Below are 14,887 nucleotides of genomic sequence, written 5' to 3'. Positions count from 1 at the left end.
CGAGATCCGATGCAAGCAGTGAGGCGAGGGCGAACGACGGCGATGAAGGCATTCCGGCTGGACGAACTGGAGGCGGAGCGCGCCGCCAACGACGGGGCCTACCTGCAGTTCCTGCGGGAGAGGAACATGTCCGTCGGGCTGTACGCCCTGGACGCGGGCGCCCAGGACCCGCAGAAGCCGCACCATCAGGACGAGGTCTACTTCGTCGTCAGCGGCCGCGCCGCGATCACGGTCGGCATGGAGACCACCCAGGTGGCCCGGGGCAGCGTGGTGTACGTGCCGGCCGGTGTGGCCCACAAGTTCCATCACATCAGCGAGGACCTGAGGGTTCTGGTCGTCTTCTCTCCGCCCGAGGCCTGATGCCCGCCCTCAGGGTTCCCTAGGGGAGAGGTCAGGGGAGGACGGGGGATCAGAGGCCCCCGGCCGCCCCCTTCGCGGCTCTAGCATCGTGTGCAGGACATCGCATCGTGCGGTACGCACGAGACGACCGTACGTGCCGAAGCGCACGGGAAAGCAGAGGGCAGGGCAATGCGAGAGATCTTCACGGGTCTGCCGTGGTGGGTGAAGTGGATCGCGGTGCCGGTGATCGCGCTGGTGGTGTTCGGCGGTCTGATCGGCTCCATCGTCGGCTTCCTGGCCTACCTGCTCTTCAAGCTGCTGATCTTCGTGGCGCTGGTCGGCGGACTGATCTACATCGTGCGGAAGTTCATGTCGAACTCCTCGTCGAAGAGCGACTGGTGAGCGCCGTGGTAATCGGTGACCGGTAACAGGAATCGCCTGTTCCCTCGGGGGAGGGAAGTTTCGCGCGGAGGCCGACCCGGAGCGGCGGCAGACGGTTAGAGTCGCTGACCCCCTCGCGCTCCGGGAGTGACCCTTGGCCACGCTAGACGCCACCTCCGCACCCACGGAACATCCCCCACCCCCCACCCAGCGCCGGTCCAGCACGCCCCCCGTGCAGCGGCCGGCCTCCCCGTCCGACCCCGCGCAGCCGCACTCGGCCACCCTCATCGGGTCCGTGCAGCGCGCGATGCGCCTGCTGGAATGTGTCGCCGGACACGAACACGGCGCCCCCGCCAAACAACTGGCGCGCGAGACCGGCCTCGCGCTGCCCACCGCCTACCACCTGCTGCGCACCCTCGTCCACGAGGGCTATCTGCGCCGGGACAAGGGCTTCTTCTTCCTCGGTGACGCCGCGGAGCGGCTCAGCAGCAGCGGAGCGCAGCAGAAACGTCGCAGCGCGGTCGCCGACACCCTCGCTCACTGGCGGGACGCGATCGGCGCTCCGGTGTACTACGCGATGTACCGGGACGGCGAGATCGAGGTCATGTGCGTCGCCGACTCGCCGGGCACACCGGCGGTCGAGGAATGGGCCGACTTCCGCGAGACCGGCCACGCGCACGCCGTCGGACAGTGCCTGCTCTTCCAATTGGCCGAGAACGCCCGCCGGGACCATCTCGACCGGTACCCCTTGCAGACCCTCACTCCGTACACCGTCCGTGACAGCCACACCCTGCTGCGGCGGCTGGAACGGACGCGGCGGATGGAACCGCTGGTGGAGCGCCAGGAGTACGCGCTGGGTGCGGTGTGCGCGGCGATCCCCATCACCGTCGGCACCACGGCGGCCACGGTGGCCATCTCCCTCCCCGTCCACCAGGCCGACCGGTTGCTGCCCGCCGCGCGGCACCTGCAGGCCGAGGTGGGACGACATCTGGGCTCCCTGGCGATCGCTATCAGTATCTGAAAACTCACTCCTTGTGATCTCCTGTGTACGTTCAGCAAGATTTGACCACCATCTCAGGGATAAACCGGCCAGTCGGTGCCATATGACGGGGTAGGCGATGCGCGAGTCCGTACAAGCAGAAGTCATGATGAGCTTTCTCGTCTCGGAGGAGCTCTCCTTCCGCATCCCCGTGGAGTTGCGCTACGAGACCAGTGATCCGTATGCCGTACGGCTCACCTTCCATCTGCCTGGGGACGCGCCGGTGACCTGGGCGTTCGGCCGTGAGCTGCTGATCGACGGGGTGGGCCGGCCGTGCGGGGAGGGCGACGTGCACATCGCCCCCGCCGACTCCGAGGTGCTCGGCGAGGTCCTGATCAGGCTTCAGGTCGGCTGCGACCAGGCGGTGTTCCGGTCATCGGCACCACCGCTGGTGGCCTTTCTCGACCGTACGGACAAGCTGGTACCGCTGGGTCAGGAAGGGGCGCTCGCCGACTTCGACGCGCACCTGGAAGAGGCCCTGGACCGGATCCTGGCCGAGGAGCAGAGCGCGGGCTGAAGCGTCACGGCACGCGCAGGTGCCGCTCCGCCATGTCGTGCGAGGACGCGCAGTAACGCTTCTGCGCGTCCCCCCGCTCGATCCTGGACCCTCTTCCCGCAGCTGCGGGCCGTTCTCCCGGCGCGCGGCCGGTCCTGAGGGCACACCCACGCTTCGGTGCCCTCAGGGCGCCCCTGAGGCGGTGAGCACGGACGCGCTCACCGCTTCCTGCGCCGCCCCCGCCCACCACGCGCCGGGACCTCCGCGGACGTGGCCGGCTCCTTGCCCGGCCGGTCGGCCGACACCACCAGGGCCGCCAGCAGCGTGGTGAGGGGAACCGAGGCGACCAGGCCGATCGAGCCGACCAGCGTGCGCACGATCTCCTCGGCCACCAGCTCGCTGTTGGCCACGGTCGCCACGCTGCTCTGCGCGATGGAGAAGAGCAGCAGCAGCGGCAGCGCGGCACCCGCGTACGCCAGGACCAGGGTGTTGACGACGGAGGCGATGTGGTCGCGGCCGATGCGGATGCCCGCTCGGTACAGCCCGCGCCAGCCCATCGTCGGGTTGGCGTCGTGCAGTTCCCAGACGGCCGAGGTCTGGGTCACCGTCACGTCGTCGAGGACACCGAGCGAACCGATGATGACGCCGGCCAGGAGCAGACCGCTCATGTCGATCGACGGATACAGGCCGTGGATCAGGCCGGTGTTGTCGTCGGTGTTGCCGGTGAGCGCCGCCCAGTCGATGAACTCCGAACCGAGGACGCCGATCAGGCACAGCGACGCCAGTGTCCCGAGGACCGCCACCGAGGTCCGGGCCGACAGGCCGTGGCACATGTACAGCGCGATCAGCATGATCGCGCTCGACCCGACCACCGCCACCAGCAGCGGATTCGAGCCCTGCAGGATCGCCGGGAGGATGAACAGGGTCAGCACCATGAAGCTGACGGCGAGCGCGACGAGAGCCATCACACCGCGCAGCCGGCCCACCACGACGACTGCGAGCGCGAAGATCCCGGCCAGCAGGGCCATCGGGAACTTCCGGTTCACGTCGGTGACCGAGTACTGCAGGTCCCTCGGTGCCGAGGGCTCGTAGGCGACCACGACCTTCTCGCCCTCGTGCAACTGCCGCGACTGGTCGGGTTGCACGATCTCGGTGAACGTCCGGCCGGTGTCCTTTCCGGTACCGACCCGGACCGTCGCCTTCTTGCAGTTGCCGTCCTCCTCCGGCCTCGCCGAGCCGCCCTCGCCGGTGGAGGTGTCCGCGGTCGAGCCGCCCCCGGAGGCGTTGACGGACTTGCAGCTGACCGGAACGACCTTCGTCACCGTGGCCTGCTGGGTCTGGCGGTCGAAACCGACGCCCGTGCGCTCGTGCGGCGGAGCACCGCCGGGCCACAGCACCACGAGGCCGACCACGACCGCGGCGGTGAAGGGGATGAGGATCGCCGCGATGACCTTGCGCAGGTGCTTGGAGACCGGCGTGGCGGGGCCGTGGCTGTGCGAGTGACCGTGTCCGCCGCCTGCCCCGGAACCACCCTGGCCGGAACCCTGACCCGGAGGGTGTCCGTGGCCGTGGCCGTCGTCGTGGGCATGGGCGTGCCCCTGGCCGTGGGCGCCATCCCGTCCGTGGCCGTGGTCGTGCGGGCCCCCCGGTCCGTGGCCGAGTCCGTCACCGGCACCGTGGCCCCCGTGGCCGTTTCCCCCGCCCTGCCCGGCGCCGTTGCCACGCCTCGGGTCGGGGGGCGGATAGGGGTGCTGCTGTGTCGTGGTCACCGCCAGATCATCGCAAGAACGACAGGGGCCCCCTGTTCACCGCGCCCGAATTGACGCTAGCGTGGAGGCACCTTTGCACACGCGGGAGCTCGGAGCACCGGGCTGAGAGGGCGCTGACCTCCGTATTCGCGATGTTTCACGTGGAACGAGTGATGTTCCACAGGAAACGCCGCCCGACGGAAGCCGCTGCGTCGACCGCCGAACCTGTTACCGGGTAATGCCGGCGTAGGGAGTAGGTCTCATGACCAACAAGGACGTACGCACGCCTGCCTCCAGTCAGGACGAACAGCCCGTTTCGGGTGAACCGTCCACGGAGGCCGGGAAGTCCATCGGCTGGCACAAGGGGTACGTCGAGGGTTCGCGCCCCGACCTCCGGGTGCCGGTCCGTCAGGTGCACCTCACCAACGGCCAGTCGGTCACGCTCTATGACACCTCCGGCCCGTACACCGATCCGCTCGTCGAGACGGACGTGCGCAGGGGCCTGCCCCCGCTGCGGGAGAACTGGATCATCGCCCGCGGGGACACCGGGGAGTACGCGGGCCGCCCCGTCCGCCCCGAGGACGACGGGATCAAGCACACCGCGCCGCGTGGCGGGCTGCGCAACCTGGACGCGGTCTTCCCGGGCCGTCCGCGTCAGCCGCGCCGCGGCCGGGAGGGCGAGGCGGTCACGCAACTGGCGTACGCCCGCCGGGGTGAGGTCACTCCGGAGATGGAGTACGTGGCCATCCGGGAGAACGTCTCCCCCGAGGTCGTCCGTGAGGAGATCGCGGCGGGACGGGCCGTGCTGCCTGCCAACGTCAACCACCCGGAGATCGAGCCGATGATCATCGGCAAGCGGTTCCTGGTGAAGGTCAACGCCAACATCGGCAACTCCGCGGTGACCTCCTCCATCGAGGAGGAGGTGGAGAAGATGACCTGGGCGACCCGCTGGGGAGCCGACACGGTCATGGACCTCTCCACCGGCCGCAACATCCACACCACCCGCGAGTGGGTGCTGCGCAACTCCCCCGTCCCCATCGGCACGGTGCCGCTGTATCAGGCCCTGGAGAAGGTCGACGGCCGGGCCGAGGAGCTGACCTGGGAGATCTACAAGGACACGGTCATCGAACAGGCCGAGCAGGGCGTGGACTACATGACCGTCCACGCGGGCGTGCGGCTGCCGTACGTGCCGCTCACCGCCAACCGCAAGACCGGCATCGTCTCGCGCGGCGGTTCGATCATGGCGGCCTGGTGCCTGGCCCACCACAAGGAATCGTTCCTGTACGAGAACTTCGAGGAACTCTGCGAGATCCTCGCCGCCTACGACGTCACGTACTCACTGGGCGACGGCCTGCGCCCCGGCTCCATCGCCGACGCCAACGACGAAGCCCAGTTCGCGGAGTTGCGCACGCTCGGGGAACTCAACCGGATCGCCAGGCGTTTCCACGTACAGACGATGATCGAGGGCCCGGGCCACGTCCCGATGCACAAGATCAAGGAGAACATCGACCTTCAGCAGGAGATCTGCGATGAAGCTCCGTTCTATACGCTCGGCCCGCTGACCACGGACGTCGCGCCGGCGTACGACCACATCACCTCCGGCATCGGTGCCGCGATGATCGCCTGGTGGGGCACGGCGATGCTCTGCTACGTCACGCCCAAGGAGCACCTGGGCCTGCCCAACCGGGACGACGTCAAGACCGGCGTGATCACCTACAAGATCGCCGCCCACGCGGCCGACCTCGCCAAGGGCCACCCGGGGGCGCAGGAATGGGACGACGCGCTGTCCGACGCCCGCTTCGAGTTCCGGTGGGAGGACCAGTTCAACCTCGCCCTGGACCCGGACACGGCCCGCGAATTCCACGACGAGACGCTTCCGGCGGAGCCCGCCAAGACGGCCCACTTCTGCTCGATGTGCGGGCCGAAGTTCTGCTCCATGAAGATCTCCCAGGACATTCGCCGCGAGCACGGCGGAAGCCGCGGTGAGATCGAGGAGGGCATGGCCCAGAAGTCCAAGGAGTTCGCGGCCAGCGGGAACCGGGTGTATCTGCCCATCGCGGACTGACTCGGCGCGGGAGGCGGGTTTCAGGCCCTTCGGGGCGGGGGGCACGGGGCGTGGTCGACGAGGGTGGTCGTTGCGCGGTTGAGGGCTGCCAGGTCCGGTGGGGCGGTGGTGGTCGTCAGGGAGACGGTCACCGCGCGTCGGCCGTCGGCGCTCACCGCGGGGCGGGGGTTGACGCCCGCCCCGTCGCCCTCGTGGGTGTAGTGGAAGCCGCCGCAGGAGAGCGGGATTCCGCGCGGCCCCAGGCCGTAGGTGCCCTCGGGCGTCGATGTAGTTCGTACAGCCCGCTGGTCCGGCGGAGCAGGTCGCGGACGGTGATACGGCCGCCGTCGTTGCCGTTGCCGGTGACGACGCCGGGCAGCCACTGCCCGACGGTGTCGTCGAGCGACAACCGCTTCCCCGCGACGAGTTGCAGGACCGCGCTCGCCACGAACGTCTTCGTCGTGCGCGCCACGCGGAAGTGGGCGTTCCACGGGACCGGGGCCGGGGCCGAGAAGTCGGCCGTCCTGGTCCCGATGCGGGCCATGAGCGGTGGGCCGTCGGTCCGGTCGACCCTGGCGAGCACGTTCACGTCTCCGCCTGCGGCCTTGCGACCGCGGCCAGGTCCCGCCGGAGCGTGTCCTGGTCGTCCACCTGCCGTGCGGCCGTGTGTCCCGCGGCGGCGGCGGTGGCGAGGGTGGGCGAGCCGAGGGCCGGCGGCGCTGCTGCCGGCACGGCTTGCCCCGGCCTTCCTCGACGACGGCTTCCGCATGTCCGAATCCCCCGGTCCTCTGAGTCCTGGTCGGCGTCGATCATCAGCTGACCGGGACAGGGCACGTCGGAGTATGGGACTGGCCTCCCCATGCGGGGTGTGCCCAGCCCCCTTCGCCACCGGGTGTCCGGCCTGCGCCCCCGCCGGGGCGCAAGCCGGACTATTCCGGCTGGTGTTCGGGCCCTCCGAAGTCGGGACTGGTGTAGTCCGGGCTCGTGAAGCTCGGCCGGGGGGCGGGTGCGGCGCCGTCGTCGGTGCTGAAGCCGGGACGGCCGTACCCGAGTCGCGGCATCCGGCTGCCCGGACCCGACGGGGTCGTGCGGCGCGGTTCGGACGTACCGGGCCCGGCGGCCAGTGCTTCCCGCAGGAAGGGCAGGATGCCGCGTTCCAGCAGGGCGTCCCGCCAGGCGTCGCGGGCCTTGGAGACCTCCCCGCCGGGCTCACCGTAGGCTCCGGCCTCCAGTGAGGGGCTGTTGCGCAGTGCGGTGAGCAGCAGCCCCGCGCCGGCCATGAGGATGGCGGCCGCGGTCAGGACGCCGAAGACCCAGCCGGCCGTGAGCATCGTCTGGGCGAACGCCGGAGCCGGGTCCAGCATCTTCAGGACGTAGCCGACGAGCAGGAAGATCGCGGCGGCGGTACCGGCGAGCACGGGGGCCAGGACCAGGGCGAGGGCGAAACCGCCGGCGCCGGTGGTCTCGGCGGCCTCGCCGAGGGTGGTGGCGAGCCCCATGGTTCCGCCCGGTTCCGGCTCGACGGAGCCGGACTCGTGGACGGCGGACGGGGTGGACCGCGCGGGGTTGCGCAGTTCCTCGCGGACCTTCACGTAGTGCTGGTACTCGGTCGCCGCGGCCGCCGCTATCAGCGCGGTGGCGTTGAGCGCCATGGTGCGTAGCTGTTCGGTGTTCAGACTCCGGCCGTCGCCGGCCAGTTCGGGACGGTAAGGGGCGGAGCGCAGCGCCTCATCGAGGATCCGCTCGTATTCCTGGCGGTCCTCGCTGTGCAGGTGCTGCGGAACGCTGTTCATGTGCATCCCCCGATGCTCCGTAGGGCTGGTGGCTCGCACGCCGGCGAACCGTCGGGCAGAAACGGAGGGGAGCCTGCTACGGATAAACCGATGGTAGAGCCGTCAAGGCACGCGGTGACAGGGGGTTGCCGGAAATTGGGGGCGGCCCGCGTGTGACTTCGGGGTACAGAACAGCGCGCCGAACCCTCAGCCGTCCAGCGGAAGTTGCCTGACGAGCAGCTTTCCGGCCATGGTCACTCCGCCGTCCATGGCGATGGCCAGCCCGTCCGCGTAGACGTGCGGGCCTTCCACCACGGGACCCGCGTTCTCCTCGCCGTCCTCGGAGCCGACTTCCCCGAGCAGATAGGGAATCGGGCTGTGTCCGTGAACGATGCGGGTGCCGCCGTACGTATCGAGAAGGGAACGGACGGCGTCTGCACCCCCCTCGTCGCGGAAGGAGAACCGCTTGGTGAACTTGCGGAACAGGTCCCAGACCTCGTCCGCGTCGTTGCGGGTGATGGTCTCGCGGACGGTGTCGTTGACCGCCTCGATCGAGTCCCCGTAGTCGAGGTAGGCCGTGGTGTCGGAGTGGACCAGCAGGTAGCCGTCGACCTCCTCGACGGCGTCCAGGCGGGCCATCCACTGCAGGTGGTGGTCCTGGAGCCGGTCCATGTCGGTCTTCTGGCCGCCGTTGAGCAGCCAGGCCGCCTGGAAGGTGGCGGTGCCCGCGCCCGAGTTGACGGGCGTGTCGCCGAACCGCTTGGCGCCGAGCAGCAGCAGCTCGTGGTTGCCCATGAGGGCCTTGCAGTAGCCGCCGGCCGCGGCGGCCTCGGCGGACAGCCGCATCACCAGGTCGATGACGCCGATGCCGTCGGGACCGCGGTCGGTGAAGTCGCCGAGGAACCAGAGCCGGGCGGTGCCCGCGCACCACTGCCCGTCGGCGTCGATCAGCCCCTGCTCGCGCAGCGCGCCGAGCAGCTCGTCGACATAGCCGTGCACGTCACCGACGACGTACAGCGGGCCGTTACCGGTCGCCGTCCGGGCGGCCGGATCGGATTCCGGTTCGACCGGCAGCTGCACCGTGTCGCCGCGGTTGATGACGGGCAGGTCGCGCTGGGTGGGCGTGTACCCGTCGGGATACCCGTCCGGGTACGGCTCGTCGAGCGGCGGGGCGACCTCGCCCGGGTGGGTGCTCTCGGCGTACGGACCGGTCTCGTTGACGTACGCGGGCACCCGGAAGTCGCGCAACGTCGCCGTCCGTTCCGCCTCGGGTCCCTGACCGGCCCCCTGAGTCATCAGACCCCTCCACCATCGCGCCGCATCTGCACCGCTTCGGACTGCCTGGTCGCAGCGGCCCGCGGTGTCGTGGGCCCATCATAGGAACGCCCGTCGCGCCGTGTGATGACCCAGGGGTGGTGAATCGGAGCGGGACTCCAGTTCAGTGCGGCTTTCGTCCCGGTTGGGCGGGGGTTCGGCCGTCCGCGGGCCGCTCGCCGGCCGTCTTCGGGCGACGTCCGGATGGCGCGTCGGCCGCCTCCGCACGCGTACCGCCCGGCGGGGCGTGCGTGCGGGGCGTCCGCGGGTGGGCAGGAGCCGTTCGTGCTACTCCTCCTCCGGTGCCCGGGGCGGGCTGACCGTGGTGCGCGGGGGGCGTCGCTGGGAGGAGGTGCGCACGATCAGTTCGGTCGGTATCACCTGCTCGACCGGCTGGTCCGACTCCACGCCCTCGATCGCGTCGATGAGCAGCTGCACCACCGCCGTCCCGATCCGGCGCGGCTTCAGCGAGAGCGTGGTGATGGGCGGCTCGGTGTTGGCGTACACGGTCGACTCGCTGCAGCACACCAGCAGCAGGTCGTCGGGGACGCGCAGTCCGTAGCGGCGGGCGGCGGCGAGCAGGTCGGTGCCGTTGGGGTCGAAGAGGCCGTAGACGGCGTCCGGGCGGTCCGGGCGGGCCAGCAGCCGGTCGGCGGCCACGGCGCCGGCGCACGGGTCGTGCGCCGGGTAGGCCTCGTAGACGGGGTCCTGGCCGACCCGTTCGCACCAGCGCAGGTAGGCGGTGGTGGACAGGTGGGTGTAGGTGTCCGTCGTGGTGCCCGTGAGCAGGCCGATCCGGCGGGCGCCCGCGTCGGCGAGATGGTCGAGGATGCCGAGTACGGCGGCCTCGTGGTCGTTGTCCACCCAGGCGGTGACCGGGAGCGCGCCGGCCGGCCGGCCGTCGGAGACCACCGGCAGGCCCTGCCGGACCAGCTCGCTGACCACCGGGTCCTGGTCGGAGGGGTCGATGACGACCGTGCCGTCCAGGGCGACGTTCGACCACACGTCGTGGCGGGAGGTCGCGGGCAGGATCACCAGGGCGTAGCCGCGGGCGAGCGCTGCCGAGGTGGCGGCCCGCGCCATCTCGGCGAAGTACGCGAACTCGGTGAAGGTGAAAGGTTCATCCCCGTACGTGGTCACGGTCAGGCCGATGAGTCCCGACTTGCCGGTACGGAGGGTGCGGGCGGCGGCCGAGGGGCGGTATCCGAGCCGGTCGGCGACCTCGCGGACGTGGCGCCGGGTGGCATCCGGGAGCCGGCCCTTGCCGTTGAGGGCGTCGGAGACGGTCGTGATGGAGACCCCGGCGGCGGCGGCGACGTCTCTGATGCCCGCCCGGCCCGGCCGGCTGCCTCGCCGAGAGGTTTCCGCGCGGCTCACCTGGTGCTTCCCTGCTGCTGTCATGGCGAGCCGATAGTAGGGCTCATGCGGTGGGGTAGTGCGGACGCATATGCACGCGTTGACAGGCACGTTTCTGCAAGGTCAAATCGGGTCAACTACTTTAGAAAAAAAGTCAGTTGAATGATCCAATGGTGAGACGTTACGTGTCGACACGCATGGGCCTGCCAAGTGCCCGATGTCTCGAAGAGGTCTCAACTCACCTTCACGGGTGATGCGCGCTACGGCGCGAGCCACCGGCGCGTAGATATATGTAGGGCGCGCCCCCGAAAAATGCGCCTTCGTGTCGTGTTGCCCGTGATGCCGGTGGGACGGACGAGGTCAGGCCCGCGTCTACCGGGCCGCACCGGTCCTGTACGCAGGGGAGCCGAATCCTCATAAGGTAAGGAGTATTGGATGCCGGCGGCGCGGAGGGTCCGTCGGTGGTCGCGAGGAGGACTGCGGTGAGCGAGACGAGCCCCAAGTTGCGCGCCGAGCTGGAGGGTATTCCCTCCTACAAGCCGGGCAGGCCCGCCGCGGGGGACGGCCCGGCTGCCTACAAGCTCTCCTCCAACGAGAACCCGTACCCGCCACTGCCGGGCGTGATGGAGTCGGTGACCGCCGCGGCCGCGGCCCTGAACCGTTACCCGGACATGGCGTGCACGGGTCTGATGGACGAGCTGGCGGACCGCTTCGGCGTCCCCGTCGGACATCTGGCCACGGGTACCGGCTCGGTGGGCGTGGCCCAGCAGCTGCTCCAGGCCACCTGCGGTCCCGGCGACGAGGTGATCTACGCCTGGCGGTCCTTCGAGGCGTACCCGATCATCACGCAGATCAGCGGTGCCCGCTCGGTCCAGGTGCCGCTCACCACCGGTGAGGTGCACGACCTGGACGCGATGGCGGACGCCGTCACCGACCGGACGCGCCTGATCTTCGTCTGCAACCCGAACAACCCGACCGGCACGGTCGTGAAGCGGGCCGAGCTGGAGCGTTTCCTGGACCGGGTGCCGAAGGACGTGCTGGTGGTCCTCGACGAGGCGTACCGGGAGTTCATCCGCGACCCCGAGGTCCCCGACGGGGTCGAGATCTACCGTGAGCGGCCGAACGTCTGCGTGCTGCGCACCTTCTCCAAGGCGTACGGCCTCGCGGGCCTGCGGGTCGGCTTCGCGATCGCCCATGAGCCGGTGGCGGCGGCCCTGCGCAAGACAGCGGTGCCGTTCGGCGTGAGCCAGCTCGCCCAGGAGGCGGCGATCGCCTCCCTGCGGGCCGAGGACGCGCTGCTCGGCCGGGTCGGCTCGCTGGTGTGCGAGCGGCAGCGCGTGGTCGAGTCGCTTCGGGCCCAGGGCTGGACGCTGCCCGAGACCCAGGCCAACTTCGTGTGGCTGCGGCTGGGAGAGCGTACGGCGGCCTTCGCCCAGCTCTGCGAGGAGCACGGTGCGGTCGTGCGGCCGTTCGCGGGCGAGGGCGTCCGGGTGACGATCGGGGAGAACGAGGCGAACGACATCTTCCTGAAGGCGGCGGAGCACTTCCACAAGGAGCTCTGACCGCCGGGAAGTCCGGCAGTCGATCTGCTCCCACGCGTACGGGGTCGCCGTTGAGGCGGCCCCGTTTCGTTTGGAGTTTCACGTGAAACCCGCCGCGGCTGTCGCTGACGTGACGGAGAAGACACGACCCCCACCGTTCCTTCGAAAATCAGTAGGTCATAATGGCTTGTGAATGTGAATGCATTCACAAGCTCGTCCCGTTTGTTCCGTATGTACGTGACGAAGGGGACAAAGTGCCGCTGTATCTCGGCGACGTAAGGAGACTGACGACGTGTACCTGGCCCTGGCGCCGGAGACGCTGGCGCGTTGGCAGTTCGGCATCACCACCGTCTACCACTTCCTGTTCGTCCCGCTGACGATCTCCCTGGCCGCCCTCACGGCGGGCCTGCAGACCGCCTGGGTGCGCACGGAGAAGGAGAAGTACCTCAGGGCGACCAAGTTCTGGGGCAAGCTCTTCCTGATCAACATCGCGATGGGCGTGGTCACCGGCATCGTGCAGGAGTTCCAGTTCGGCATGAACTGGTCCGACTACTCACGGTTCGTCGGTGACATCTTCGGCGCCCCGCTCGCCTTCGAGGCGCTGATCGCCTTCTTCTTCGAGTCCACCTTCATCGGACTGTGGATCTTCGGCTGGGACAAGCTGCCCAAGAAGATCCATCTGGCCTGCATCTGGATGGTCTCCATCGGCACGATCCTGTCCGCGTACTTCATCCTCGCGGCCAACTCGTGGATGCAGCACCCCGTCGGCTACAAGATCGACAAGGTGAAGGGGCGGGCGGAGCTGACGGACTTCTGGGCCGTCCTGACCCAGAACACCGCGCTGGCGCAGGCCTTCCACACGCTGGCCGCGTCCTTCCTGACCGGTGGCGCGTTCATGGTCGGCATCGCCGCCTTCCACCTGTTCCGCAAGAAGCACATCACCGTGATGAAGACGTCGCTGCGGCTGGGCCTGGTCACCGTCGTCATCGCCGGCATGCTCACCGCGATCAGCGGCGACACCCTCGGCAAGGTCATGTTCAAGCAGCAGCCGATGAAGATGGCCGCCGCGGAGGCCCTGTGGGACGGGCAGAACTCGGCACCGTTCTCGGTCTTCGCCTACGGCGACGTGAGCAAGGGCCACAACAGCGTCGAGTTCTCGGTTCCCGGTGTCCTGTCGTTCCTCGCCGACGACGACTTCAACTCCTACGTCCCCGGCATCAACGACACCAACAAGGCCGAACAGCAGAAGTACGGCCCGGGCGACTACCGCCCGATCGTCCCCGTCACCTTCTGGGCGTTCCGCTGGATGATCGGCTTCGGCATGGCGTCCTTCGCCATCGGCCTGGCCGGACTCTGGCTGACCCGCAGGAAGTTCATGTTGCCGCAGCATCTGCGGGTCGGTGAGGACGAGGTACCGCACCTGGTCCTCTTCAAGAACAAGGCCCTCAGCCCGAAGCTGGGCCGGCTGTACTGGCTGGTGGCGATATGGACGCTGGGCTTCCCGCTGATCGCCAACTCCTGGGGCTGGATCTTCACCGAGATGGGCCGGCAGCCGTGGGTCGTCTACGGCGTTCTGCAGACCCGGGACGCCGTCTCCCCCGGTGTCTCCCAGGCCGAGATCCTCATCTCGATGATCACCTTCACCGCGCTGTACGCCGTCCTCGCCGTCATCGAGGTCAAGCTGCTCGTGAAGTACATCAAGGGCGGTCCGCCCGAGCTCACCGACGACGACCTCAACCCGCCCACGAAGATCGGCGGCGAGGCGCGTGACGCCGACAAGCCGATGGCCTTCTCGTACTAGGCCAAGGGAGACGCAGTCATGGAACTTCACGACGTCTGGTTCGTCCTGATCGCCGTCCTGTGGACCGGCTACTTCTTCCTGGAGGGCTTCGACTTCGGGGTCGGCATCCTCACCAAGCTGCTCGCCCGCGACCGGCCGGAGAAGCGGGTGCTGATCAACACGATCGGCCCGGTCTGGGACGGCAACGAGGTGTGGCTGCTCACCGCGGGCGGGGCGACCTTCGCCGCCTTCCCCGAGTGGTACGCCACGCTTTTCTCGGGCTTCTACCTGCCGCTGCTGGTCATCCTGGTCTGCCTGATCGTCCGGGGTGTCGCCTTCGAGTACCGGGCCAAGCGGCCCGAGGAGAACTGGCAGCGCAACTGGGAGACCGCGATCTTCTGGACCTCGCTGATCCCGGCGTTCCTGTGGGGCGTGGCCTTCGGCAACATCGTGCGGGGTGTGAAGATCGACCGGCACTTCGAGTACGTCGGCAGCGTCGGGGACCTGCTCAACCCGCACGCCCTGCTCGGCGGGCTCGTCACGCTGACCCTGTTCACCTTCCACGGTGCGGTGTTCACCGCGCTGAAGACCGTCGGTGACATACGGGTGCGGGCGCGGAAGCTGGCGACCAAGGTCGGTCTGCTCGCCGCCGTGCTGGCGCTGGCCTTCCTGCTGTGGACCCAGGCCGACAGCGGGGACGGCAAGAGCCTGGTGGCCCTGGTGGTGGCGGTCGTCGCGCTGGTCGCCGCCCTGGGAGCCAACTTGCGGGGCCGTGAGGGATGGGCGTTCGCCCTGTCCGGCGTCACCATCGTGGCCGCCGTGGCGATGCTCTTCCTGTCGCTCTTCCCGAACGTCATGCCGTCGTCGCTCAACCCGGACTGGAGCCTGACGGTCACGAACGCCTCGTCGAGCCCCTACACCCTGAAGATCATGACCTGGCTGGCGGCGATCGCCACGCCGCTCGTCATGCTCTACCAGGGGTGGACGTACTGGGTGTTCCGCAAGCGGATCGGCACGCAGCACATCGCAGCCGAAGCCGCCCACTGAGTCCGTAAGAGTCCAAGGAGTGGGTGTTTC

General features: G+C 69.1%; 14 protein-coding genes and 1 riboswitch. Of the genes, 8 read left to right on the top strand and 6 right to left on the bottom strand.

Annotated features, from left to right (window positions below; translation table 11 throughout):
• The first annotated feature begins 42 nt into the window (after nucleotides 1-42).
• The 4 genes from ACIRQ9_RS01330 to ACIRQ9_RS01315 all read left to right on the top strand — a co-directional run bounded on the left by ACIRQ9_RS01330 (nucleotide 43) and on the right by ACIRQ9_RS01315 (nucleotide 2,276).
• Nucleotides 43-360, top strand: coding sequence for a cupin domain-containing protein (locus tag ACIRQ9_RS01330; RefSeq protein ID WP_404165876.1), 318 nt, complete (start codon nucleotides 43-45; stop codon nucleotides 358-360).
• Between the two features lie 168 nt (nucleotides 361-528).
• Nucleotides 529-741 carry a DUF5326 family protein gene (locus ACIRQ9_RS01325; protein ID WP_351695787.1) on the top strand — a complete coding sequence of 71 codons (213 nt, stop codon included), beginning with the start codon at nucleotides 529-531 and terminating at the stop codon, nucleotides 739-741.
• A gap of 211 nt (nucleotides 742-952) precedes the next feature.
• Nucleotides 953-1,741 (top strand): IclR family transcriptional regulator, encoded by a 789-nt coding sequence (locus tag ACIRQ9_RS01320; RefSeq protein ID WP_404165874.1) that lies wholly within the window; start codon nucleotides 953-955, stop codon nucleotides 1,739-1,741.
• 97 nt (nucleotides 1,742-1,838) lie between these two features.
• On the top strand, nucleotides 1,839-2,276 hold the full coding sequence (locus ACIRQ9_RS01315; protein ID WP_351316428.1) for an SsgA family sporulation/cell division regulator: 438 nt from the start codon (nucleotides 1,839-1,841) through the stop codon (nucleotides 2,274-2,276).
• 197 nt (nucleotides 2,277-2,473) lie between these two features.
• On the opposite strand, the gene ACIRQ9_RS01310 is transcribed toward ACIRQ9_RS01315, so the two are convergent.
• Complete coding sequence (locus ACIRQ9_RS01310; RefSeq protein WP_404165873.1) at nucleotides 2,474-4,024, bottom strand: YibE/F family protein; 1,551 nt, start codon at nucleotides 4,022-4,024, stop codon at nucleotides 2,474-2,476.
• A 71-nt stretch (nucleotides 4,025-4,095) separates the two neighbouring features.
• A riboswitch (TPP riboswitch) is annotated at nucleotides 4,096-4,273 on the top strand.
• On the opposite strand from ACIRQ9_RS01310, the gene thiC reads away from it, so the two are divergent.
• A complete protein-coding gene (thiC, locus tag ACIRQ9_RS01305) occupies nucleotides 4,266-6,068 on the top strand; it encodes a phosphomethylpyrimidine synthase ThiC (protein WP_404165871.1) in 1,803 nt (600 codons plus the stop codon). It overlaps the preceding riboswitch by 8 nt.
• A gap of 151 nt (nucleotides 6,069-6,219) precedes the next feature.
• Here the strand turns inward: thiC and ACIRQ9_RS01300 are convergent, their stop codons facing one another.
• The 5 genes from ACIRQ9_RS01300 to ACIRQ9_RS01280 form a co-directional block, all read right to left on the bottom strand.
• Entirely contained in the window at nucleotides 6,220-6,636 is a 417-nt protein-coding gene (locus ACIRQ9_RS01300) for a serine hydrolase (protein WP_404165869.1), read from the bottom strand.
• Nucleotides 6,633-6,779 carry a hypothetical protein gene (locus ACIRQ9_RS01295; RefSeq protein WP_404165867.1) on the bottom strand — a complete coding sequence of 49 codons (147 nt, stop codon included), beginning with the start codon at nucleotides 6,777-6,779 and terminating at the stop codon, nucleotides 6,633-6,635. The genes ACIRQ9_RS01300 and ACIRQ9_RS01295 overlap by 4 nt, the downstream gene beginning before the upstream one ends.
• Nucleotides 6,780-6,976: 197 nt before the next feature.
• Entirely contained in the window at nucleotides 6,977-7,846 is an 870-nt protein-coding gene (locus ACIRQ9_RS01290) for a hypothetical protein (RefSeq protein ID WP_404165865.1), read from the bottom strand.
• A gap of 180 nt (nucleotides 7,847-8,026) precedes the next feature.
• Nucleotides 8,027-9,115 carry a metallophosphoesterase gene (locus ACIRQ9_RS01285; protein WP_404165863.1) on the bottom strand — a complete coding sequence of 363 codons (1,089 nt, stop codon included), beginning with the start codon at nucleotides 9,113-9,115 and terminating at the stop codon, nucleotides 8,027-8,029.
• A gap of 306 nt (nucleotides 9,116-9,421) precedes the next feature.
• On the bottom strand, nucleotides 9,422-10,534 hold the full coding sequence (locus ACIRQ9_RS01280; protein ID WP_133927988.1) for a LacI family DNA-binding transcriptional regulator: 1,113 nt from the start codon (nucleotides 10,532-10,534) through the stop codon (nucleotides 9,422-9,424).
• 437 nt (nucleotides 10,535-10,971) lie between these two features.
• Between ACIRQ9_RS01280 and hisC the strand changes: the two genes are divergently transcribed.
• From hisC to cydB, 3 genes are all read left to right on the top strand, one after another.
• Nucleotides 10,972-12,051, top strand: coding sequence for a histidinol-phosphate transaminase (gene hisC / locus ACIRQ9_RS01275; protein WP_404165861.1), 1,080 nt, complete (start codon nucleotides 10,972-10,974; stop codon nucleotides 12,049-12,051).
• Between the two features lie 271 nt (nucleotides 12,052-12,322).
• Nucleotides 12,323-13,831 (top strand): cytochrome ubiquinol oxidase subunit I, encoded by a 1,509-nt coding sequence (locus ACIRQ9_RS01270; protein WP_404165860.1) that lies wholly within the window; start codon nucleotides 12,323-12,325, stop codon nucleotides 13,829-13,831.
• An 18-nt stretch (nucleotides 13,832-13,849) separates the two neighbouring features.
• Entirely contained in the window at nucleotides 13,850-14,857 is a 1,008-nt protein-coding gene (cydB, locus tag ACIRQ9_RS01265) for a cytochrome d ubiquinol oxidase subunit II (RefSeq protein ID WP_404165859.1), read from the top strand.
• Nucleotides 14,858-14,887 lie beyond the last annotated feature (30 nt).

Origin of the sequence: Streptomyces sp. NPDC101237 (assembly GCF_044767465.1) — a bacterium.
Taxonomy (GTDB): Bacteria; Actinomycetota; Actinomycetes; order Streptomycetales; family Streptomycetaceae; genus Streptomyces; species Streptomyces gramineus.
This window is presented reverse-complemented; position numbering and strand designations above follow the sequence as displayed.